The sequence below is a fragment of the Sorangium aterium genome (assembly GCF_028368935.1).
GTDB classification, from domain to species: domain Bacteria; phylum Myxococcota_A; class Polyangia; order Polyangiales; family Polyangiaceae; genus Sorangium; species Sorangium atrum.
In genome coordinates this window covers 13,748-34,627 of record NZ_JAQNDK010000006.1, presented here as the reverse complement: position 1 = coordinate 34,627, position 20,880 = coordinate 13,748, and the positions used below count along the sequence as shown (strand labels likewise).

Sequence of the window (20,880 nt, the reverse complement as noted above, 5' to 3'; positions counted from 1 at the left end):
AACAAGGCGATGCGCTCGACCGGACCGCACGCGAGCTTCCCCGGGCGAGCGCGTCGAGGCCGTGCTCCCTCTCCTTCTGGTCGGTCGCGGTGATGTGTCGGCGACGCCGGTGGTGCCCTCGACAGCCGCCGGCGCTATCCTGCGCGCATGTCCGGAGCCGCTTCCGCCCGCCGCCTCGCCACCGCGGACGATCTCCTGGCCATCCCCGAGCGCGAGCGCTTCCACGAGGTCATCGGTGGCGAGCTCGTTCGCAAGGCCATGCCGAGCGGCCCACACGGGCGCGCCCAGCTACGGATCGGGAGCCGGATCAGCGGACCGTATGATCGACGGCCCGGCGGACGCTGGCCCGGCGGCTGGTGGTTCGCGACCGAGGTCGAGGTCGAGCTGGAAACCCATGAGGTCTACCGCCCCGATGTGACGGGGTGGCTGCGCGAGCGCTTGCCGGAGCTGCTTAGGGAGGTGCCCATCCGGGTGCGGCCGGACTGGGTGTGTGAGGTGCTATCGCCGTCGAACAGCCGCAACGATCTGTTCAAGAAGCTCCGAACCTACCAGCACTGCAAGGTGCCCCACTACTGCATCGTCGACCCCGAGACGGAGACGCTCATGGTCTACCGGTGGACGACAGAGGGATATCTGCTGGTGCTGGCGGCCGAGCGGGAGGATCGGGTCAGGCCCGAGCCTTTCGATGCGATCGTCCTGAAGGTAGGCGCGCTGTTCGACGACGACGAGGACGAGGAGGAGCGGCAGCGGTGACGGACCGCGGCCCCGCGACCTGGCGACGAGGGCGCCGCGAGGCAGATGGCAGCAGCGGTGGAACCGGTGGATCGCGACGGTTCTCCCCTGCCGGTTCGTCCTCGTGGAACACCCAGGTCGAGCTCGATCCGTCCTACGGAACCACCTCGATCCACACCGACGCGCGCACGGCGGCGTCGGACGCCGGATCCATCCGGAAGACGCTCGCTCCGAGCACCCCGGTCCGGCGGTTCCGGGCGAAGGTCACGGGCGGGGCCGGGCCTGCGTCGAAGTCGCGCAGCTGCTCGAGCGCCGCGATCAGCCCCTCCCGCGTCGCATGGGCGCCGGCGCGCTTCAGCGCCTCGATCGCGATCTGCGCCGCGACGTACGCGCTCGCCTGGACCCCGAGCGGCCCCGGCGCGACGCCCGCCCGGCGCAGGAACGCCTGCAGCGCGTCCTCCGACGCCCGCTCCCGCTCACCCAGGGAGCCTGGGTACAGGAACAGCACGCGGCCGGCGATCTCGCGGGACGGCGCCCCGGCGCTCCCGGCGATCGATCCCAGCGAGGCGTAGATCGGCGCGGCCGATCCGGCGTCGTCCAGCGCCGCCCGGGCGCTCGCGAGGTCCGCGCCGGGGCCCCAGAAGAGGACGGCCCGCGCCCCGTGCGCCCGCACCGCGCCGGCCACGTCGCGCGGCGAGAGGCGGCCTGGCTCGAAGGAGAGCGCCGGCGGTGCAGGAAGATCGCGGTGAGCTGCCTCCGCGCGCGCGCCCGACGCCCAGGCCTCGCCGGCGCGGTCGCGCGTGTGCACGACCAGCGCGAGCGACCCCGCGTTCGCAGGAGCGCCGGCGAGGTGCTTGATCGCCACGCGGGCCAGCACGTCGGGCCCCGGCAGCACCTGGAACACGACGTCGTTGGCCCCAGCCGCGCCCCCTCCGGCTGCCTCCCGCGCGCGACCAGGGGCGCCGTCGGCCAACCCGGGTGCGCTCGCCGCCGGGACGCCGCCGGGCAACCCGGGTGCGCCCGCCAGCGCCAAGGGCCCCACGAGCGGCGCCCGCTCCTCCGAGAGACGCGCCCGCAGCGCCGGATCCCCGTCGAAGGCGCTCCCCACCAGCGCCAGCACGCCCCGGTCCAGCAGGCGCGCCGTCGCCCCGGCCTCGCCCGACGGCCCGGCGCTGTCCTCCACGCGCAGCTCGAGCCGCCGCCGGTAGATGCCGCCCTGCGCGTTCACGTCGGCGAACGCCGCGATCAGCACGTCGCGCGCAGCCGCGCCGACCGGCGCATCCGGCCCGGTCAGCGGCAGCGCGGCGCCCAGCGCCACCGAGCCCGCCGTGATGCCAGGATCCAGATCCCGGCCGACGCAGCCCAGATATTCAACAAGATCCGATAGATCCGCCTCTTCCAGGCGGTACCGCGGCATCACCGGGCTCAGCCACGGCCCCGCGGGCCCTCGCCCCTCGCGGATGGCCGTCACCAGCGCGGCGGCGCTCATCGCTCCCTCGCCTGGCCGCCTCCCCTGCCCAGCTCCCCCACCCCGCTCGCCGCTCGACGCAAGGCGCCGCTCGGCCGCGAGCGGCGGCGCCGTGACGCCGCCCTCGGTCGTCCCCTGCCCGCTGGGGCCATGGCAGCCCGCGCAGGCGGCCTCGCGGCCGGAGAGCGCCGCGGCTCCGCCGACGATCGCGCCCTCGATGGGCCGGCCGTCCTCGGTCGCGCCACGCTGGTAGATGCGCTTGCCGCGCCGGGCGGCCGGCGAGAGCTCCTCGCACGACCCCACCTCGCCCGCCGCAGCCGCATGCGCTCGGGGCGCGCCTTCATCCCGGCCGAGCGCCCACGCCGCGACCGCGCAGAGCCCCAGCGCCGGCACCGCTGCCAGGAGGCCGAGCCGCGCCCTGCCAGGACGACGGGCCCTCGGCCGACGGGCCCTCGGCCTATCCACCGCCCGCGCTCCGCGCCACAGGCCCTCGCGACGGCAGGAAGGCCCGGACCTCGTCCGCGAGGCGCCCCGGCGGCGCGATGCCCTCGACCCGCGTCCAGCGGCCCTCCGCCTCGCGCCCGATGAGCGTGATCGGCGCGTGCCGCTCCTTGATCGGGGCGCGCCCCCCGAGCGCGTCCAGCACGCGGTTCACGCGCTCGCGCCGCCCCGTCAGGAAGGACCAGCCCTTCCGCCGGCCGAACTTCTCGGCGTAGACGTTCAGCCGCTCCGGCGTGTCCATGGCGGGGTCCAGCGAGATCGAGACGAGCCGCACGTCCCGGTCCAGCGCGTCGCCGAGCTGGGCCTGGAGCCGGCCGAAGATGGCCGTCATCGGCGAGCAGATCGTCGTGCAGGTCGTGAAGATGAAATTGACGACGAGCACCCGGTCCTTCGCGAGCTCGCGGAGACGGACGGGCCGGCCGTCCTGATCCACGAGCTCCTCGTCCAGGACCTCGACGCCCGTCGCCGGCGAGGCGCGCACCTCCGCCGCGCCGTCCGGGGAGAGCCCAGGCGGCCCCGCGGCCGCAGCGACGTCCGGAGGACGCCCAGGCGGCCCCGCGGGAGCGGGGGCGGCGTGCTCGCCAGGAGGCGCGCTCCCGCGGCCGCACGAGGCCGCGGCGAGCGCGCCGGCGAGGACCAGCGCTTTCAATGCACAGAGCGACAGGAAACGCATGTCGGCCTCACCGTGGGTCGTTGAGGTGCTGGACGGCGCGCGCGAGCGCCTCGGGCTCCTCGGTGGCGAACGCCTTCAGCCACATGCCGGTGGACGTGTCGCCGACGAGCAGCGTCATCGTGTGCTCGTCGGGCCGCCGCACCTGGCCGCCGAGGCGCTTCAGCACCGTGGCGACGTTCTCGGGCGTGCCGGTCAGGAAGTACCAGCCCTCGCCCGCCTTGAACTTCGCGGCGTACTCCTTCAGCGCGGTCGGCGTGTCGTTCTCCGGGTCGACCGTGATCGTCAGCATCGTCACCGCCTGCCCGCGCGCCCGGAGCAGCGCCTGCACGCGCGCGAGGTTCGCCGTCATCGTGGGGCAGGCGCCCTTGCACGAGGTGAAGGCGAAGTTGATGAGCACCTTCCGGCCCCGCAGCAGCCCGGCATAGAAGCGGTGCGCGCGGCCGTGCTGGTCGACGAGCTCGGTGTTGGTGAAGTACCGCTCCGCGGCGGCGTCGTCCTCCCTGGAGACGCCGCCGATCTTCATGCGCTCCACGCGCGGCGCCTTGCCCTCTGCGGGCGAGAAGCGCGCGGACGAGGACAGCGCGAGCGCGAGGGCCACCGCGGCGAGGGCCGCCCCGGGCCTCATCGCCCACCTCCGACGTGCGCGCCGGCGCCGCGCGGCGAGACCCGCAGCGGGACGGACGGGAGCGCGCCGACAGGCGCCCCGCGCCCCGGAACGGCGGCGAGGAAGCGGTACTGGCCCGGCGCGGGCGGGGTGAACGCGACGGAGAACGTGCCGTCCCCCTCGGCCCGCGGCGCGCCGCGGAAGCGGTACCCGGTCGGGAACCGGACGACCATCACCTCGATGTCTTCCGCGTCGAGCGGAGGGCCCCCCTCGCCGGCGGTCGCGCGGAAGCGGAGCGTCGCGGGCTCGCCCGCCGCGAGCCGCAGGTCGGGCTCGAAGAGCGGCGCGATCGCGATGTCCTTCACGGGATCGCCCCCGCAGCCGGACCCGTCGGCCTCGCCGTCGCCCGGGGCGCAGCGCGCGGGCGCCACGGTGGCCTCGAGGCACACCCCCGTCCGCGGGCGGTCGAGGAGGAGCTCGACGTCGTAGCGCCCCCCCTCGCCGAGGCGCACCGTGGTCGCGTACACGCCCGGACGCACCTCCTTGAGCGACCTGTCCTCGACGAGGAGCGATCGCGGCTCGCGGCCGTAGCTCGGCAAGGTGCCGATCGGGGCCATCATGCCCTCCACGTAGACGTAGAGCGCCTTGTCGGCCGGGCTCGCGACGAGGGCGCCGTTGCCCTCGGGCAGGGGGGCGATGGGCGTGGCGAGCGCGGCCGGGCCAGGCCGCGCCGCGGCGGCCAGAGGCGGGCCCTGGCCGACCGCGATGTTGACGAGGGGCGGAGCCGCCGCGCCGCCGAGGGCCGCCCGGTCGACGAGCGAGACCCGCGCGGCGCCCCGGTTGCGGATGTAGGCGAAGGCCCCAGTGAAGGTGACCGCGTCCGGCGCGGCCAGCCCGCTGAGCGTGTGCGCCACCGCGCCCGTCGCGCCGTCGAGGACGGCGACCTCGTTCGCTGTCGGGTTCAGCGCGAACGAGAACCGCCCGCGCGGATCGAACTGGAGCGCGCCGAGCCCGGGCTTCAGGGCGACGCGCCCGGCGACGGCGCGCCGCGCGGCGTCGAGGACGACGACCTCGCCGCGCGCGGCGTTCGCCGCGTGGACAACGCCCGCCTCATCGCTCGCCGCGATGGAGACGACCCCCTCGCCCACCGCGATCTCGCCGAGCGGCTCGAGCGTCTCGCCGTCCACCACCGCCACCGACTCGCCCTGCTGGCTCGTGATCCACGCGGCGCGGCCGCCGCCGGTGAAGGCGATCTCGTGGTGGCCCGGGCCCACCGGGAGCGTCTTCAGGACGTCCGTCGAGCGGGCGTCGATCACGCTCACCGTCCTGTCGCCGTCGTTGCCCACCCAGACCGTGCGCCCGTCGGGCGCGATCACGACGCGCGACGGATCCTGGCCGACGGGGACGTTCGTCCGGACGAGCCCCCTCCGCGTGTCCACCACGGCGAGGCCCCGCCCGCCCCGGAGCGTGACGTAGAGGCTCTCCCGGTCGGGGTGCAGGACGAACGAGACGCCGGGGCCCGCGAGGCTGACCACGCTCCGGAGCTGCGTCCTGGCGAGGGTGACCTGCGGGTTGATGGCCGAGAGGGTGTTGTCCTGGTTCAGCGTCCAGAGGAGGTAGGCGTTCATGTCGACCTCGGGGCGCACGGACAGGAGGCCCGCCATGAAGCTCCTGATCTTCCCCCGGCACGCCGCCTCGTCCGGCGCGGCGTCGACCGCGCCGCTGGCGAGGCTCGCCGCGGACACGCCGCTGGCGAGGCTCGCCGCAGGCGCGCCGCTGGCGAGGCTCGCCTCGGGCGCGCCGCCGGAGAAGCTCGCCGCGGCGGCGCCGTCGGCCCCGGCGCGGCGCGACATCCAGCCGAGCGGCGTGAGGCCACGGACCGGCGCGCCGGTGGACGCGTCGGTGATGGTGAACTCGGCCACGACGTCGGAGCCCGCCACCGCCGCGGCCGGCGCCGCGCCAAGGCCGCTCTCCCCGCCCTGCTGGCCGCGGTCCAGCGGCCGCAGGGCGAACGCGATGGAGAGCCCATCGCGCTCGACCCGGCTCTCCTGCAGGGGAGCCGCCGGCTCCTCGGGCTGCGCCGGCTGCGCGAGCTGCGCCGGCTGCGTCGGCGGCTCGGCCCCCGGGTCCTCCGGGGCGGGGAGCGCCTCTCTCCTGCCGCAGCCGAGCGCCGTCGAGGCACCGAGCCAGGCCAGCGAGAGCCAGAGTCCGCGCGAGCCCATCGAGGTCCCGCCCATCGAGATCCTTCGCATCACAGCGCCCCTCCTCCCGCTCACGGCGTGACCCGCCAGATGCCCCAGAGCCCGCCGGTGAGCATGGCGTTCGACTGGTCCAGGTAGAGGCGATCGCCGGGGACCTCGAACATGCCGCCCGACCTGAAGTAGGGAGTCACGTTCCACGCGGTCATGGGGCCGATGCCGCCATGCGCGCTCACGGCGAAGCTCTTGCTGTTCCGGCCCTGGTACCGGGATCCCGAGCCTTGCGCCCACGGGTTGTACGCCCACTCCGTGTTCGAGAGCCCGAACGAGTGCTGGCGCCGGTGCCCCGAGGCCTGCAGCACGCGGAAGCGCACGCGGTCATAGCGCCCCGCCGTGAAGATCGGCGTCGCGGGATCGCCGCGCCCCGCCGAGCTGAAGACGCCGCTGACGTCGAGGCCCGGCATGGTGCCGAGATGCGCGTCGGGCCCCACGCCGAGCCGCGCCCAGATGGGCTCGGCGCGGTAGTTGAACGCCTTGTGGCCGGTGAAGTCGGGATCGGGAGGGCCCAGGACGTTCGCGAGGACAGCGCCGCAGGCCAGGGCCGGGTTGAGGCATCGGAACGCCGCCTGATCCGACTGCAAGGGCACCTCGTCCTGGTAGAGGAGCACGAACTCGCGGAACCAGATCTCGGAGCCGTTCTCGTCCCGGTACTTCACCTGGGCCGCCGCGCGCGAGTCCCGGCTCGGGTACCAGACGGCGCCCTCCGGCTCGACGACCAGCGCGCCGATCCCGCCGTGCATCGGGTGGTTCACCACGTCCGCCATGTCCTTGAGGTTCACGGCGCCGAGCTCGACGGGCTGCCAGCGGACGTCGCCCCGGGTCGTCACGGAGATGTCGCCGGCGTACCAGGTGTACGTCCGCTGCTTTCCGCGCTCGACCGTCTGATCGGGGTTTTCGCCCACGTTCGCGCCGTCGCCCGCCGTGACGTCATACCCCACGAGCTGCGCGTGCAGCGAGACGCGGTTCGACGGCCTCACCTGGTTGACGTTGAACCCGTCGACGATGGGAGCGTTGTAGTTCCACTGAGGCGACTTCGGCAGATCCTCGGGCAGGTCGTTGACGAGCGTGACCTCGACGCACTCGCCGGCCGCCGCGCGCAGGACGAGCGGCTCGGGCGGGCGCGCGCCCGAGCGCAGGGCGGCCAGATCCTCCTCGAGGACGAACAGGATGGCGTCGGGATCGTTGAGCCCGTACGTCGCGTTGTACGTGAGGCGATCGCCCGGCAGGTTGCCCCTCGCGGTGATCGCGTGGACTGTATACGCCCTCTTCTGGGCCTCTGGCGGGCACACCTCGACCTCCCGGCGCCTGCCGCTCGGCAGCGACGCGCCCGAGAGCGGCAAGAGATCCGTCTGCCGCTCGCCGTGGACGCGCAGGATGCCCCACCGCCCCTCCCAGAGATCGTCCGTCGGCGCGCCCGCATAGAGGTAGTCCGCGCCGCCCGCCGCGTTCTTCCGGAAGAGGGGCGCCCCATCGAGCGCGAGATCCGCCTGCTCCGAGACGCCGATGGGCTGCCCGTTGGCGTAGCCGCTGTCGGGATCGGTCGCCTCGTTCAGCCACTTCTTCCCGTGCACGGTGAACACGTGCTGCTCCGCCTGCGCGCCCTGGGTGAGGCGGATCAGCGTGCGATCGCCCTCGTACGCGCGGAGCAGCGGTGTCGCCGGATCGCCGTGGACACGCGAGCTGAAGACGTTGTGCATGTCACCGGCGTCGCCGCTCTTCTGGACGACCGCGCGCGTGCTGCAGTTGCGCTCGGCGATCCGGAGCGGGATCGGCTCGTTCCGGTAGTTGATGAGCCCGACGCCCGAGTCACGCCACGAGATCGCGTCGGGGGTGGAGGGCCCATGGGTGATGGCCAGCGGCAGCGGCGCCGGCGCCTGCGACGACGGGTTCACCGGCCGGCCGCACTCGTCGTAGATGGGGCCGTAATCGGCGATGCTCAGGTTGAACTCGCGGAACGGGCTCCGGTGGTCGCCCGGGGGAAACAGGATGTCGGCGCGGTAGCTCGTCGGCCCGCCGTCGCTGCGATCGCCGAAGACCGCTCCGGTCTCCGGATCGCGCCAGATCGAGCCGGCCGGCTCGACGACGAGGCCGCCGTAGAGCCCGTGCTGCTGGTGCGATGAGGCGGCGAAGTGATCGTGGGTGAAGGCCGTGTTCAGCGCGCGGTCCTGGCCGGCCTCGCTCAGGATCGAATCGGCCCACCAGCGCTGTATCGTTGTCTGCGCCCCGAACGACGGGGTGGTCATGCGCGGGTGGCGCGTCGGGTCATCGAGCAGCACGCGCGCCCCGGCCTCACGGCTCCTGACGTCGGCGGCGAGGGCCCCGCCGAGCGCGTTGGCCGCCTGGATGCGCGCCGCTACCTCCTCCATCGCCAGGGACCCGTCCTCGTAGTTGAAGCCGTTCGCCCCGCCGTCCGAGGCGGTGACGTCGAACTTCACGAGGTGGATGTGCTGGCCGATGACGTCGGTGGGCGTGAAGACCTGGAAGTCGTCCGCCGCGAGCGCCGCCGGGATGAGGTTCGTCGCGTGGAACACGACGCACTCGCCGGATTGCGCGCGGATGAACAGCGGCTCCGGCGCCTTCGTGCCGTCGAGGGTGGCCTCGACGTCCTTCTCGAGGACGATCATGCGCGCCTGCGCGTCGTGCCAGCCGGCCCGGTTCACCGGGGCGTTGGTCTGGACATAGGCCGCGCGGTAGGTGCGCACCGGCGCGCCTGGCGGGCACGGGTCCGCAAAGGGGGCGCCCGCGGCCGGCGGCTGGCCGTTCACGAGGAAGAGCGCCGGCTTGCCGTCCGCCGTGAAGGCCGGGTAGCCCTTGACGGGGAAGCCGTAGCGCTCCGGCGCGCGCACGGCACCCGGGAACGCGCCGGCGTGGAAGTTGGCGGCCGCCACCTCCGACGGGGTGCCGTCCTTCGGCAAGAGCTGCACGTCGGCTTTGGAGAGCTGCACGTCGAAGAGGCCGCGGCCGCCGACCGCCGCGCCCCCCTGCGGGACGTTCGCGATGTAGTGGCGCGGGAGCCCGCCGTCGTTCTCCATGTCGCGGGGCGGCTGCGGCGGCCGGTGCCCGGCCACCGCGGCGACGTAGAACGGATAACCCGGCATGGGGTCGCGCTCCTCGGTCTTCCCGTCGGCCATCCTGACCGACGTCCGCGCGTAGGTCGGCATCGGCGCCAGCGCGACGCCGGGGATCGGCACGACCGCGGGCGTGGGCGTCCCCGCCGCGAGCTCGCCGTCCGGGAGCGAGCGGTCCGGCGTGCCCGCCTCGAAGACGTCGTGTGTGCGCCAGAGCCCCCACATGCCCTGCGCGAAATGGGCATACAGGTGGCAGTGGTAGATGGCGTCTCCCACGGAGAGGTTGCGGTTGCCGCCTCCGCCATAGGTGATGTCATACGTGTAGGCGGCCCGCGGGCCGATGGTCTGCGAGTCGATGTACGCGCTCTTGTCGTTGCCCGGCGACCGCAGCCACTGGTGGCCGTGGACGTGGAAGACGTGCGTCTCGCTGGGGCCGGCGTGCAGGTTCCGGATGCGGACGGGATCCCCGAGGTAACCGTGGGATACGTTGGAGGGGTCGTCCGGATAGAGGGCCTCTGTCGCGTTGCCGGCGTCGTCCCGGTCGATGTTCAGCGCCGGATCCCCGTTGACCCACGAGCTCAGGAAGAACTCCTCGAACTTGCACTCCTCGCAGCGCTTGCTCGGGCCGATCCTCTGCTTGTTGGCGAAGACGGCGCTGCCCAGGCTGGCGGCGCCGTAGTTGATGCCGAAGCCGGTGCGCACGCCGTTGTAGCGCGGATCCGCCTGGTACTCCGCGATGGGCTGGACGACGCTCAGGATGTCGTGGAAGAGCACCGTGAACTCGCGGAAATAGCCCATGTTCTCCGAGGCCGGGGACCCGGCCTCCGTCTCGTCGAAGCCCGCGATGATGGCGTTGACGTCGCCGTGCACGATCTCTCCGGCGTCGTCGATCATCTTCAGGATCGGCTGACCGGACGCGTCGACCGCGTCGTAGTCGATGCGCGGGGTGCCGTCCGGGTTCGAGGGGCTCAGGGACGCGTCCTCGAGCTCGGCCGCCGTCACCTGCGAGCGGTACGCGACCGCGCCCGGCGGCTCGACGGTGACAGCGCCGTACAGCGTCTGCGAGATCCGCCGCCCCGGCCCGGGCTCCGAGCCGACCGTGGCGCCCCCGCTGTGCATGAGGAACGTGCCCTCGCGGCCGGCGAAGAGCTCGTACGTGCGCGTCTCGCCCGGCGCGGCCAGCGAGCTCTCGTTCTTCCCGACGTCGGCGGCGAGCGCGTCGATGCTCCGGATCTGGAGCCCGACCACCTGGATCGAGGCGTCGCGGGTCGACGTCGAGGTGCTCGGCAGCGCGCCTGTCGCGGGCGTGAGCCAGTTGGTGAACTTGATGGAGAGCCTGTCTCCGGCGTTGACCCGCAGGACGAGGGGCCTCGGGCGCTTGCCCGGCCGCAGCGTCGCGTTGCCCGGCCCGATGGCCTTCGACGGGTCGGCGGCCACCACGTCTCGGCGGAGCGCGTACACCATGCCTCCAGGGTTGAACGCGCCGAGGCGGTCGTAGACGAACATCTGATCGATGGCCACGACGTCCGCGAACACCGTCCTTCCAGACGCGGGTGCATGGAAGTCGTAGCGCACCTCATCTTGGCTCTCCACTACGCTCTCCTCCTCCTGAGGAGGCGCTTCGGAGCCCGAGCACCCAACGACAGCCACCATCGTCATGGCCCATCCGAGCCGCCAGGGAAGCCTCATCAGCACGGGGATCTCCTTGCTCCCGTTGGAGCCGAGCAGGAGCGCTCACGTCGAACGCTTGTCGTTATGAACGCCAGGCACGAGCACGCCGACGGATGCGCGCAACGCAATGCGCGGCCATGCGCCGACCGAAGCCTGGCAGTTGTAATAAAACTCTGTCTCCCAGCACCCCGCGGGTCAAGAATCTTCGCGATCAGGCGACCGCCGAAGGGGGAGAACAGGCGCTGTTCCGAACAGACACGCGCGGGACATGCGCTGTCCCCGCGGCGGGCGGAGCTCCACCCTCAGCAGCGGTCCCAGGCGTCAGAAGCCGACGCAGACGGGCTCGTCGATACGCAGCACGGACTCCTGGTTGAAGCGAACCTTGTATTCCTTGCGGATCGCGTCGATGGCGTCCGAGGCGACCTGGCCGCCGTCGTGGAGGAGCATGATCAGCCGGCTGTCCTCGCGGATCAGCTTCCCCGTCTTCGCGAGGTACTGGCCGTCGACATCGAACTGGGTCAGCCCTTCCTTGAAGCGCGGGGTGACCGCCGTGTCGACGAACTGCTGCCACTCCGCCTGCGTCACGGGGGGCAGCTCGAACCGATCCAGGCCGAAGAAGAGCTCGGTCCGCGTCATCGGATCGCCGCGCCCGCAGGCGGCGCCGGCCCGGCCGGGCGAGGGGTGCGCGGCGTCCTGGCGGGCGCCGTGGCACGCGGTCGCGAGGGGCGCCGCGAGGAGCACGGCGAGCAAGGCACGCGGGAGCGTTCGGCTGCGCATGGCGGCGGTCTCCGGGATGAGGGCGTTCGGGCGCGAGGCGCGCGCCACCGTACCACGGCCCCACGCCGAGGGAGGGCGGAGAGGCAGGCCGGTCCGGCGGTCCGACGTCGCGCCGCGGAGGCCGGCCGGAGGCCTAGGCGATGTTGTACGCGAGCAGCGCGATCCCCGCCGCGATCAGGACGATGCCGCCGATCTGCAGCGCCGTCAGCGTCTCGCGCAGGAAGTACACCGAGAAGACCGAGATGAGCAGGAAGCCGCCCGACGACATGATCGGATAGGCGATCGACAGGTTGATGCGCTTGAGCGCCAGGACGTAGAACAGGATGTTCGACGCGAAGAGCACGAGCCCCAGCACGAGGTGGTAGTTCGTGACGAGCGCGAGGGCCTTCTCGACGAGGGACAGCCCCTCCATCGAGGGGACGCGCCGCGACGCCAGCTTCATCAGGATGTTCGCTGTCGCGTTGAAGACGAGGGCGATGATCAGGAAGAGGTAACCTTGAGCCATGGCTGACGTGCGGCGAGCGCGCTCTCGGGGGAGCTCGCCGGTCCCGGGAGGGCACCGGCGCGGCGGGCAGCAGTAGCAGATCCGGGAGGACGGCGGGAGCGACAAAGGAGGGGGCAAGGCCCTCGTAGCGCGGCCCCTCGGCGCCTCAGGCGGGCGGGGCGCCGCTCTCGTCGCCGAGGAACGCCATCACGGAGGCCACGTCGTACGCGTTCTCCCAGTGCTCCGTGATCAGGCCCCCGCGGAAGCGCCAGACCCCGCAGAACGGCATCGCGAGGCTCGCGCCGCCGAGGTGGGCCCGCAGCAAGCCGAAGGCGGCGCCGAAGTGATCGTTGGCGAAGATGTGCTGCACATCCATCTGCAGGGTGCCGCCGGTCATGCGGATCAGCTCGCGCTCGTGGGTGGCGGCGGCCGCCCTGCCGACGACGCGGCCGGCGGCCCTGTCGCGGCAGAGCTCCCGGTGCGCGGTGTGCAGGACCATGTCGTCGGCGACGAACTCCCCGATGCGCGACAGATCGGCGTAGAGGGTGCGCAGCTTCTGGACGTTCGGATGGGCGGCGCTGGTTTGCTGCTGGGTGCTCATGGCGTCTCCTCCGTGTGGGCGGACCCCGATTCCGACGTCGATGGACGCCACGTCTTCGCGGCGGCGGCGGCGTCCTCGATGGCGGCCAGCTCGCTCTCGTCGAGCTTCATGTCCGCGGCGCGACAGTTCTCCTCCAGGTGCTTGATGGACGAGGTGCCGGGGATGGCGAGGATGGACGGTGACCTGTGCAGCAGCCAGGCGAGGGCCAGCTGGGCGGGCGTCGCGCCGCGCTCCTTGGCGAGCCCGGAGAGGACGCTGCCGGGCTTGGCGAGGTCGCCGTGGCCCATGGGGAACCACGGAATGAACGCCATGCCGTGCTGCTCGGCGTACCGAAGGGCCTTCTCCCCGGAGCGGTCCGCGACGTTGTACAGGTTCTCCACGGCGGCGATCTCGGTGATCTCGCGCGCCTTGGCGAGCTGCTCCACGGTGACCTCGGGCTGCCGGAGAGCCCGATATGGTGGATCTTGCCCTGCTCCCGGAGCCGCGCGAGCTCGCCGAGCTGATCGGCCAGCGGTACGGCCGGGTCGATGCGGTGGAGCTGATAGAGCTCGATGCGCTCGAGCCCGAGGTTTCGCAGGCTCATCTCCACCTGCTGGCGGAGGTACGCCGGACGCCCGCACGGGACGATGTACGGGCGCCCCTGCACCGTCCAGTCCTCCGGTCCGGAGCGCAGCAGCCCGCCCTTGGTGGTGATCACGAGCCCCGCCGGGTACGGATGGAGGGCGCGGCGGATGATCTGCTCGTTGGTGTCCGGGCCGTAGGCGTCGGCGGTGTCGATGAAGTTGACCCCGAGGTCGACGGCGCGCCGCAGGAGCCGGACGGCCGCGTCCGGGTCGGCCGGCGGCCCCCAGTAGCCCGGCCCGGTCAGGTACATGGCGCCATAGCCCATGCGGCAGACGGGACGGTCGCCTCCGAGCGCGAACCTCAGCGATGGAGTTTTCAGCGATGCGTTGGTCATCAGCCTTCCCTTCCTCTTCTCACACGATTTACATGGCAGGAGCGACAGGGCCGCTGTCACGCGGCGGCGGACGAACGCCCTCCGCCCCTGCTCTGGCCGTGATCGTTCACCCAGGAACCGACGGCCATCTCCGCCGTGATCCCCGGGCCGAACCCCGCGATCACGCCGCGCGCGCCGTCGGGCATCGGCCTGTCCGCGAACAGGCGTCCTAGGGAGTCGAGCACCACCGCGCTCGCGATGTTGCCGTACTCCGTCAGCGTGGCCCTGCTGTACCGGAACGCCTCCTGGGGCACCTCCAGGTACTTGCACAGATCGTTGAGGATGCGCGGACCGCCCGCGTGGACGATGTAGAAGTCGAGGTTGCCCACGTCCCAGCCGTGGCTCGCGACGAGCCGGCGCATCACGGGGGCGAGGGGCTTCATAGTCCCGGGGACCCGCTTGTCGAGCCGGAAGTGAAACCCGGTGTCCTTGACGGCGTACGAGATCCACTCCTCGGTGTCCGGGATGAGATACGCCTCGTTCCGCTCCAGCCGGATGCCGGTGCCTCCGCTGCCCCGGACGACGACAGCGCCCACCGCGTCCCCGAAGAGGCCGTCGGACAGGAGCGATCCGACGTCATCGTCCGTCGGCTGGTAGCAGAGGGAGCAGAACTCGCAGGCCACGATGAGCGCGTTGGCCTGCGGGTGAGCCGCGCAGAAGTCGTGCGCGCGGTTGATGGCCGCCGCCCCGGCCGCGCAGCCGAGCTGCGCCATCGGGATCTGCCGCGTGTCGTGCCGGAAGCCCATGGCGTTGATCAGATGGGCCGTCATAGACGGCATCATGAAGCCGGTGCACGAGACGAAGATGATGGCGTCGATGTCCCGCGCCGTGAGCTCGGCGTTCTCCAGCGCCTGCCGTATCACCGGCGGCACCCGGCGCTTGGCCTCCCGTTCGTAAATTCTATTTCGGATCTCGAGACCAGGGTGAGAGAGCGCCTGCTCCAGAGGCTGCACGATGTGCCGCTTCTGCACCCCGGTGCCGTTGATGAGCCGCAGCACGAGCTTCAGCTGCGGGTTTCTCGCGTGCAGCCGCTCCGCCAGCTTCAGCGTGTCTTCCCGCGTGATGATGAACTCCGGAACCGCGACCTCCGGCCTGCACAGTGTGGCCATACTTCCCCCCTAGCCATGATGAACTCGGAACGTCCGGCGTCGGCCGAGCCGAAGCGAACGGCGCCATGGAGCGGCACACGGAAGCAAGGACGTCGCGTCGATCTACCGCGCTACCGCGCCGTCGGCTCTACAAAGCCCGGAATTCCATCCGGACGCCCATGGCGCCGCAGCGTCAGGCCGCCAACGATTCCATCGAGTACCGCAGGAAACACACATCGTCAATGGAAGGCGCGCGATTCGTAACAAGCTGTGTCCAACCAGCGAACACCGGACTCGCCATCCGTGCTCAACGTCGATTGTTCCTCATACGTGGACGCGTGCGTCCGCGCTCCCCGGCGGAGCGCAGCGCGGGCGGCGGCGCGCCGCGCCCCGCGCTGCGAGCGCGCCAGACACACCCGGGTCTGCCCCGGGCAAGCCATCTCTCGCGCTCGCAGCGCAGCGCGGACGGCGCCCCCATCGGGCGAGCATTGGCGCGCACGTTCAGAGTCGCAGTCTCGCGCGATCGCCCCTCGGCGCCCACCCGCGTTTTCCATGTCAGGCGCTGAACGCGCGGACATCGTGCGCCAGCCCCGGTGTGTCGAGCGGCCCAGATCGCTCGCGGCGGCACGAGGCTTCGCCAGGCCACATGACGATTCCTGAGCAGCGTGGGCGGCGGGAGGCGCCGCGCGTCGCCGGCGGCGCTCGCGAACATGGGTGTTCCCGCGCGAACGACCGATGGATCGATGCCTTTCATCGGAGCCCTGCTATCGTGGGGTCAGGGGCCAATGTGGTCCGCCTCCACACGGTCCCCGCAGGTGCCATTCCTGCTTTTACCGTCAACTTCGTCTCGCGACGTAAATCCACCGATGCCTGCCGCTGCGACGAGCGGCGTGAGCTCGCCATCGATAGCACCTCTCACGCGCGGAAACGAAGGACGAAGGCGAGAAAACCGGTTCAACGACGACGGGGATCCACCGTGAGCGCGCACAACATGACATCGCTGCATACGGACAGCACGACGAGCACGACGACGCCCGCATCGGCCGAAAACCACGAAAGCAACGCGATCGATCGGCCATCGCTCCGGAGCGCGGCGCCTCCGGAGCTCGAGCCGACGCTGCGCCGAACGCCCGAGGACGGCCAGGGGCGAGGCGCCGACACCCAGATGACCGCGAGCCTCTTCTCGACGTCGACATCGAAGACGCCGGGAGAGATCGACTCGGCCATGAAGATCCTGGCCAAGTCGGTCGCGCGGGAGCTGAGCAAGCATGGATATGGTCCTCGGGAGGCGATCGTCCTCTCGACGGAGCTCGTGCGGCTCATCTCTGCCGAGCTCGAGCAACGCAGGAAAGTGCACCAGGCCTCGCTGCCGAACGGCGCCGGCCACGAGCGCCTGTCGTAGGCAGCCTCACCCGCACGCCCAGCGAGCGCGGGGCCGCGCGCAGGGGGATCGATCCCGGACCGGATCGGTCCCTCAGCCCGGTCCCCTGCCGAGGTCTCCGAGGCCGGGGCGCGCGCCCAGGCCCGGCCGCGACGTGGGGCCGCGCGCGTCGACGCGTCGACAGATGGCGCGCGACGCGCGCATCCCCCGCTCGGGGGCGCCCCGAACCTGGCCCAGATGTGGCCCGAGCCTGGCCCAAACGTGGAGTGAGCGCCGCCCGCGCCTTGTGGGATCACGGCCGCTCGGATAGGCTCCCGCCCGCTCAGCGCACCGGCGCGAGGAGGATGGATCCGGATGATCGGGCGAGAAGGAGCCTGCCAAGTGCAATTGCCTGTTTCGGGTGTCGCAGAGGTGAGCGTGAAGGGGCGCGCCGAGGTCTCCCCTCCCCGCGCTGTCCGGGCCGCTTTGGCCGGGCGCGGCCTGGCCGCGCTGGTCGCGTCTGCGCTCCTCGTCGGGTGCGGCTACACCGAGTTCGAATGGCAAGCTCAGCTCGACCGGTCCGAGCGCCTCCAGCGCGAGCTCGTGGCCAGCCAGGCGCGGGTCCGCCAGCTGGAAGAGCAGGGCCCGCGCGGCGGCGCCGCGGCCGATCCACACTGGGCGAACGATCCGATCTCGGGCCTCGACGTCGGGCTGGGCGCGACGCCGCCGCGCGGCGAGCCGGCCGGGGCCCGCCCGGCGTCGGAGCGCGACAGCGACGTCCTCAGGGCGTTCCTGCCGGTCGCCAGCGGAGACGTCACGGTCGCGCCGCGCGACGGCCGCGTGGTCATCTCGATCCCGAGCCGGGTCCTGTTCAAGGGGAACCGCGACGCGCTCTCCCCGGCGGGGGAGAAGGTGCTGCGGGACATCGCCGCGATCATCCGCAGCAACGAGCCGCTCAAGGGCCTCGGCTACCAGATCGTCGGCCACACGGCGAGCGGCACGCCCGGCGTGGCGTGGCGCAACGGCTGGGACGTGACGGTCGCCCAGGCGCGCGCCGTGCTGCTCTTCCTGGCGCAGCCCAAGGAGGCCGGCGTGCCCCTCGCGCGGCTCAGCCTGGCGAGCTTCGCCGATCTGCCGGCTGCCGACGCGGGCGGAGGCGCCCCGGCGCAACCGCCGGAGCCGCGCGTGGAGATCGTGATCGAGGGGACAGCGCAGCTCCCAGAGGGCCCCGTTCGCCCTGCAGGCGCGGCACCGACGGGTGCGGCACCGACGGGTGCGGCACCGGCTGGCGCAGCGCCGGCTGGCGAGCCTCGCCCGGGCGGTGCGGCCCGCCCGGCCGGCGAGGCCCGCCCGGGAGCTGGCACGAAGGGTGGGGACGACACGTATCCGTGAGAGCGACGCGAGGGCTGCCGCGGCCATCCGGCCGCGGTGAGCCCGTCATGCGCCGCGCAGCGCGTCGACCCTTCTCCTGAGCGCCGCAGCATCCCCGAGCTCGCCCAGCAGCGCGCGCACCGCCTCCGGCGCGGCGGCCGCCACGGCGTCGCGGACCTGCGCCCGCAGCCGCCGACCGCTCGCGGCGAGGTAGGCCGCCGCGAGCGCCGCGGCCACCTCCCCGTCGGCGCCACCGCGCTGGAGGAGCGCCCCGGCCAGCGAGCAGAGCGCCTCGATCGCCTTGGCGACCTGGGCGCCGTAGATGGGGTGGGCCGAGTCGACGCCCTGGTCATGGCACGCCGCGAGGCATGCGGCCGTGCTGGTGAGCCGGCCGAGATCGGTCGAGTCGCCGCGCTCCCAGAGCCCGGACGCGAGCTGCTCCTCGAAGAGGCTCCCCAGGCCGTGGCCCTGGGGCGGGACTCCAGGGGCTGCGCTCGGCGCCGGCGCGACGGCCGCGGCCGGCGGGGGCACGTGCTGCGGCGCCGGCGCGGCGGCCGGGGCCGGCGGGGGAACCGGGTGCGGGGGGCCGCCCGGCGCGGCGGCGGCCGGGGGCGCGACCCAGCTCACCGACCGTTCGTCCGAGCCGCCCGCGGCCGCGGCCCGCGCGCTCGGCTGGAAGAGCTGCTTGGCGCGCGCCAGCAGGCCGCTCGCGGCCGGCGTCGACCTGGGCGGGGCCGCGGGCGCCGCGGGAGCGGGCGCCCCGGGAGCGGCCGCGGAGGCCCTGGCCCTCATGACGACCGGACCGCCGATCATCGGGCCGCCCCCGCCCATCGACATCGCGGCGTACACCGCGGGCGCCGCCGGGCCGCGGTGGCTCGACATCCCCCACCCCGCCGGCGCGCTCACCGGCACGGGCCGCGCCTCGGGCTGCCCATGGGCCCGCCGGTCGCCCGTCCGCCGCTCGATCACGACGAACGACGCGTGCTTCGACGCCACACGGTGCCGGACCGCGAGGTCCACGATGCGCTTCCGCATCGCCTCGGCGCGCTTGCCGGACAGCGCGCGCTCCGACTCCTCGAGCTCGCGCACCCGCGCGCCCGCCCACAGCGCCTCGAGGCCGGGCCGCGACGCCTCCGCCGCGAGCTCGACCGGCACGTCGAGGTGGAAGCGCTCCCCGCGCAGGGTCCCGCGCAGCGAGAGGCGCCCCATCCCCGGCTGCCCGTAGCGACCGTAGAGCACCCACGGCTCCCCGTCGACGAGCGCGGGGCGCTCGGCCGGCGCGAGCTCGCCGACGTCGATCCCCTCGAAGCGCGCCTCGAGCCCGGTGACCCGGACCGCCGTCGCCCGCGCGAACTGGGCCGTGACCTTCTCGTCGATGCGCTCGCCCGGGTGGATGAACTCCGCGGCGCCCTCCGTCCGGCGCGCGAGATCGTTCACCAGCACGTCGCTCACGTTCGTGCCGATGCCGAACGTGTAGATCCGCACCCCCTTGCCCCGCTCGACGACGCGCTCGACGATCTGCGCCTCGTTGCCCACCTGGCCGTCCGTGAGCAGCACGACCACGCGATCTCGCTCCGCGTCCCCGAGCATGCCCATGGCCGCGAGCAGCGGCTCCAGCATCTCCGTCCCGCCGTCCGCGCGGAGGCCCTCGACGAACGCGTCCGCGGCCTTGAGCGTCGCCTGTGTGAACGGGGCGAGCGACGGCTCGAGCGCCCGGAAACCGCTGGAGAACGCGATCACCCCGAACCGATCCCCCTCGGCGAGGTGACGGAGGCAAAGCCGGAGCGCGCGCTTCGCCTGGTCGATCGACTCGCCCTGCATGGATCCCGACACGTCGACGACGAACACCACGTCGCGCCGGGACGACGCCCGCTTCGCGTGCGCATGCGTGTCGAAGAGGTCCGGCACCACGGTGAGGGCAAAGGTCCCCTCCTGGCCAGGGGTCCTGTCGCACACCACACCTGCCTGAACGCCGGGCGCGCCCGCCGCGAGCAGCACGATGTCGCGATCGAGCGCGGCCTTGTCGTTCCGGAGCGAGACCCGCTGGCGATACCCCTCTTCGCGGCGCACCGAGAGCGCGTGCGAGGGGCTCTCTATCGCGACGTCGCGCCCGAGGTCGAAGACGATATCCACGGTGATCCCGTAGTCGACCCGCGCGATCTCGGGGGAGATGCGGTCGGCGTCGGGCACGTCGCCCGTGGGCGCGTGGACGCCGTGCGCGGTCCGGTCGCCCCCTGTCGCGCCCGGCATGTAGCGGGGCGCGACGAGGGTCGGGATCATGAGCCGCAGCGCCCCCTCGTCGGCCGTGAGCGCCTGCACGAACGCGACCTCGACGACCGTCTCCTCCCCGGGAAGGAGGTTGCCGACGCTCGCCGTGAACACGTTGCGCCGCTCCTCGTCGAGCAGCGCCGCGCCGTGGCCTGTCGCGATCGCCTCGTCGTAGGCCTGGAACGCCTCTTCGCGCTCCTTGACCTCCCCCTCGAGCCGGCGGCCGGCGCACTCCATGGCGAAGCCCGCGATGCTCGCCTCGCCCGGGAGCGGGAAGGTGTAGATCGCCTCGATCGGCCGGCGCTCCTCGTTCCGGTAGCGCTGCCGCACGACGAGCCGCGCCGCGCCGCCGAGGACCTCGCCCGAGAGGGAGACGCCGAGCAGGGGGACCGGGTGGCCCTCGGAGGAGCGAAGGCACGAGATCGGCGACGGGTGCGAAGGATCGTGGGAGGGGTTCATCGCGAGCCTTTCGGGGCAAGGGTTGTGTAGCGAGACTCGATATCGAGGGCGATGCGCCGCGAGCGCTCCGGGGCGTCGGTCCGCACGTGGAGCTCCACCCCGTCGGCGATCTCGACCCGCTCCCAGCGCTCGCCGCGCTGTGCGCCGGAGCCGACGGGCGGAGCCGCGGCGACCTCCTCCGGGGCGGCGCAGCGCACGTCCGGATCGCGCGGCGGCGCCCCCGCGGCGATGCGCTCGATCTCGTCGAGGCCCGCGCCCGCGAGGCGCGCCTGGATCTCCTCGAGCGGCAAGTGCGCCAGCTGGAGGACCTTGATGGCGCGGAGCCGCGCGAGGTGCTCTCGCCCGTAGGAGGTGTCCTTCCCGCGGAACTCCGGCGCCGGAAGGAGCCCGCGCTGCACGTAATACCGCACCGTGCGCGGCGCCACCCCCGCCTCGCCCGCGAGCTCGTCGAGCTTGTACGTCATCACGAGGAGCACCTTACATCGAGACACTACAACTGT

15 protein-coding genes and 1 pseudogene are annotated in these 20,880 nt (G+C 72.9%); 3 read left to right on the top strand and 13 right to left on the bottom strand.

Going from position 1 to position 20,880, the window contains the following annotated elements; genetic code table 11:
• Nucleotides 1-147 precede the first annotated feature (147 nt).
• Complete coding sequence (locus POL72_RS44235) at nucleotides 148-753, top strand: Uma2 family endonuclease (RefSeq protein WP_272102938.1); 606 nt, start codon at nucleotides 148-150, stop codon at nucleotides 751-753.
• Nucleotides 754-886: 133 nt separating this feature from the next.
• Here the strand turns inward: POL72_RS44235 and POL72_RS44230 are convergent, their stop codons facing one another.
• The 11 genes and pseudogenes from POL72_RS44230 to POL72_RS44180 form a co-directional block, all read right to left on the bottom strand.
• Nucleotides 887-2,665, bottom strand: a complete 1,779-nt coding sequence (locus POL72_RS44230) for an ABC transporter substrate-binding protein (RefSeq protein ID WP_272102937.1) — start codon at nucleotides 2,663-2,665, stop codon at nucleotides 887-889.
• Complete coding sequence (locus tag POL72_RS44225) at nucleotides 2,658-3,374, bottom strand: SCO family protein (RefSeq protein WP_272102936.1); 717 nt, start codon at nucleotides 3,372-3,374, stop codon at nucleotides 2,658-2,660. Before POL72_RS44225 ends, POL72_RS44230 begins: the two co-directional genes overlap by 8 nt.
• Nucleotides 3,375-3,381: 7 nt before the next feature.
• Complete coding sequence (locus POL72_RS44220) at nucleotides 3,382-3,999, bottom strand: SCO family protein (RefSeq protein WP_272102935.1); 618 nt, start codon at nucleotides 3,997-3,999, stop codon at nucleotides 3,382-3,384.
• Nucleotides 3,996-6,230 (bottom strand): YncE family protein, encoded by a 2,235-nt coding sequence (locus POL72_RS44215; protein ID WP_272102934.1) that lies wholly within the window; start codon nucleotides 6,228-6,230, stop codon nucleotides 3,996-3,998. The genes POL72_RS44220 and POL72_RS44215 overlap by 4 nt, the downstream gene beginning before the upstream one ends.
• A gap of 20 nt (nucleotides 6,231-6,250) precedes the next feature.
• On the bottom strand, nucleotides 6,251-10,897 hold the full coding sequence (locus tag POL72_RS44210; RefSeq protein WP_272102933.1) for a cupredoxin domain-containing protein: 4,647 nt from the start codon (nucleotides 10,895-10,897) through the stop codon (nucleotides 6,251-6,253).
• 399 nt (nucleotides 10,898-11,296) lie between these two features.
• Nucleotides 11,297-11,752, bottom strand: coding sequence for a DUF3574 domain-containing protein (locus POL72_RS44205; RefSeq protein WP_272102932.1), 456 nt, complete (start codon nucleotides 11,750-11,752; stop codon nucleotides 11,297-11,299).
• A gap of 133 nt (nucleotides 11,753-11,885) precedes the next feature.
• Nucleotides 11,886-12,257, bottom strand: coding sequence for a DMT family transporter (locus POL72_RS44200; protein WP_272102931.1), 372 nt, complete (start codon nucleotides 12,255-12,257; stop codon nucleotides 11,886-11,888).
• Nucleotides 12,258-12,402: 145 nt separating this feature from the next.
• On the bottom strand, nucleotides 12,403-12,837 hold the full coding sequence (locus POL72_RS44195) for a nuclear transport factor 2 family protein (protein ID WP_272102930.1): 435 nt from the start codon (nucleotides 12,835-12,837) through the stop codon (nucleotides 12,403-12,405).
• Nucleotides 12,834-13,262: an aldo/keto reductase gene (locus POL72_RS52395; protein WP_272102929.1), complete on the bottom strand. Its 429-nt coding sequence runs from the start codon at nucleotides 13,260-13,262 to the stop codon at nucleotides 12,834-12,836. The genes POL72_RS44195 and POL72_RS52395 overlap by 4 nt, the downstream gene beginning before the upstream one ends.
• A 71-nt stretch (nucleotides 13,263-13,333) precedes the next feature.
• A pseudogene (locus POL72_RS52390) lies at nucleotides 13,334-13,711 on the bottom strand (aldo/keto reductase); the annotation flags it as partial.
• A gap of 140 nt (nucleotides 13,712-13,851) precedes the next feature.
• Nucleotides 13,852-14,943, bottom strand: a complete 1,092-nt coding sequence (locus tag POL72_RS44180; RefSeq protein ID WP_272102928.1) for a type III polyketide synthase — start codon at nucleotides 14,941-14,943, stop codon at nucleotides 13,852-13,854.
• Nucleotides 14,944-15,913: 970 nt separating this feature from the next.
• Here POL72_RS44180 and POL72_RS44175 point away from each other — a divergent pair.
• Both POL72_RS44175 and POL72_RS44170 read left to right on the top strand, forming a co-directional pair.
• The gene (locus POL72_RS44175) at nucleotides 15,914-16,324 is read left to right on the top strand and encodes a hypothetical protein (protein WP_272102927.1); all 411 of its coding nucleotides are present in this window, start codon (nucleotides 15,914-15,916) and stop codon (nucleotides 16,322-16,324) included.
• A 360-nt stretch (nucleotides 16,325-16,684) separates the two neighbouring features.
• The gene (locus POL72_RS44170) at nucleotides 16,685-17,674 is read left to right on the top strand and encodes an OmpA/MotB family protein (RefSeq protein WP_272102926.1); all 990 of its coding nucleotides are present in this window, start codon (nucleotides 16,685-16,687) and stop codon (nucleotides 17,672-17,674) included.
• Nucleotides 17,675-17,719: 45 nt separating this feature from the next.
• Here the strand turns inward: POL72_RS44170 and POL72_RS44165 are convergent, their stop codons facing one another.
• Both POL72_RS44165 and POL72_RS44160 read right to left on the bottom strand, forming a co-directional pair.
• Nucleotides 17,720-20,380, bottom strand: coding sequence for a VIT domain-containing protein (locus POL72_RS44165; RefSeq protein WP_272102925.1), 2,661 nt, complete (start codon nucleotides 20,378-20,380; stop codon nucleotides 17,720-17,722).
• A complete protein-coding gene (locus tag POL72_RS44160; RefSeq protein WP_272103855.1) occupies nucleotides 20,377-20,844 on the bottom strand; it encodes a helix-turn-helix domain-containing protein in 468 nt (155 codons plus the stop codon). The genes POL72_RS44165 and POL72_RS44160 overlap by 4 nt, the downstream gene beginning before the upstream one ends.
• Nucleotides 20,845-20,880: the final 36 nt, after the last annotated feature.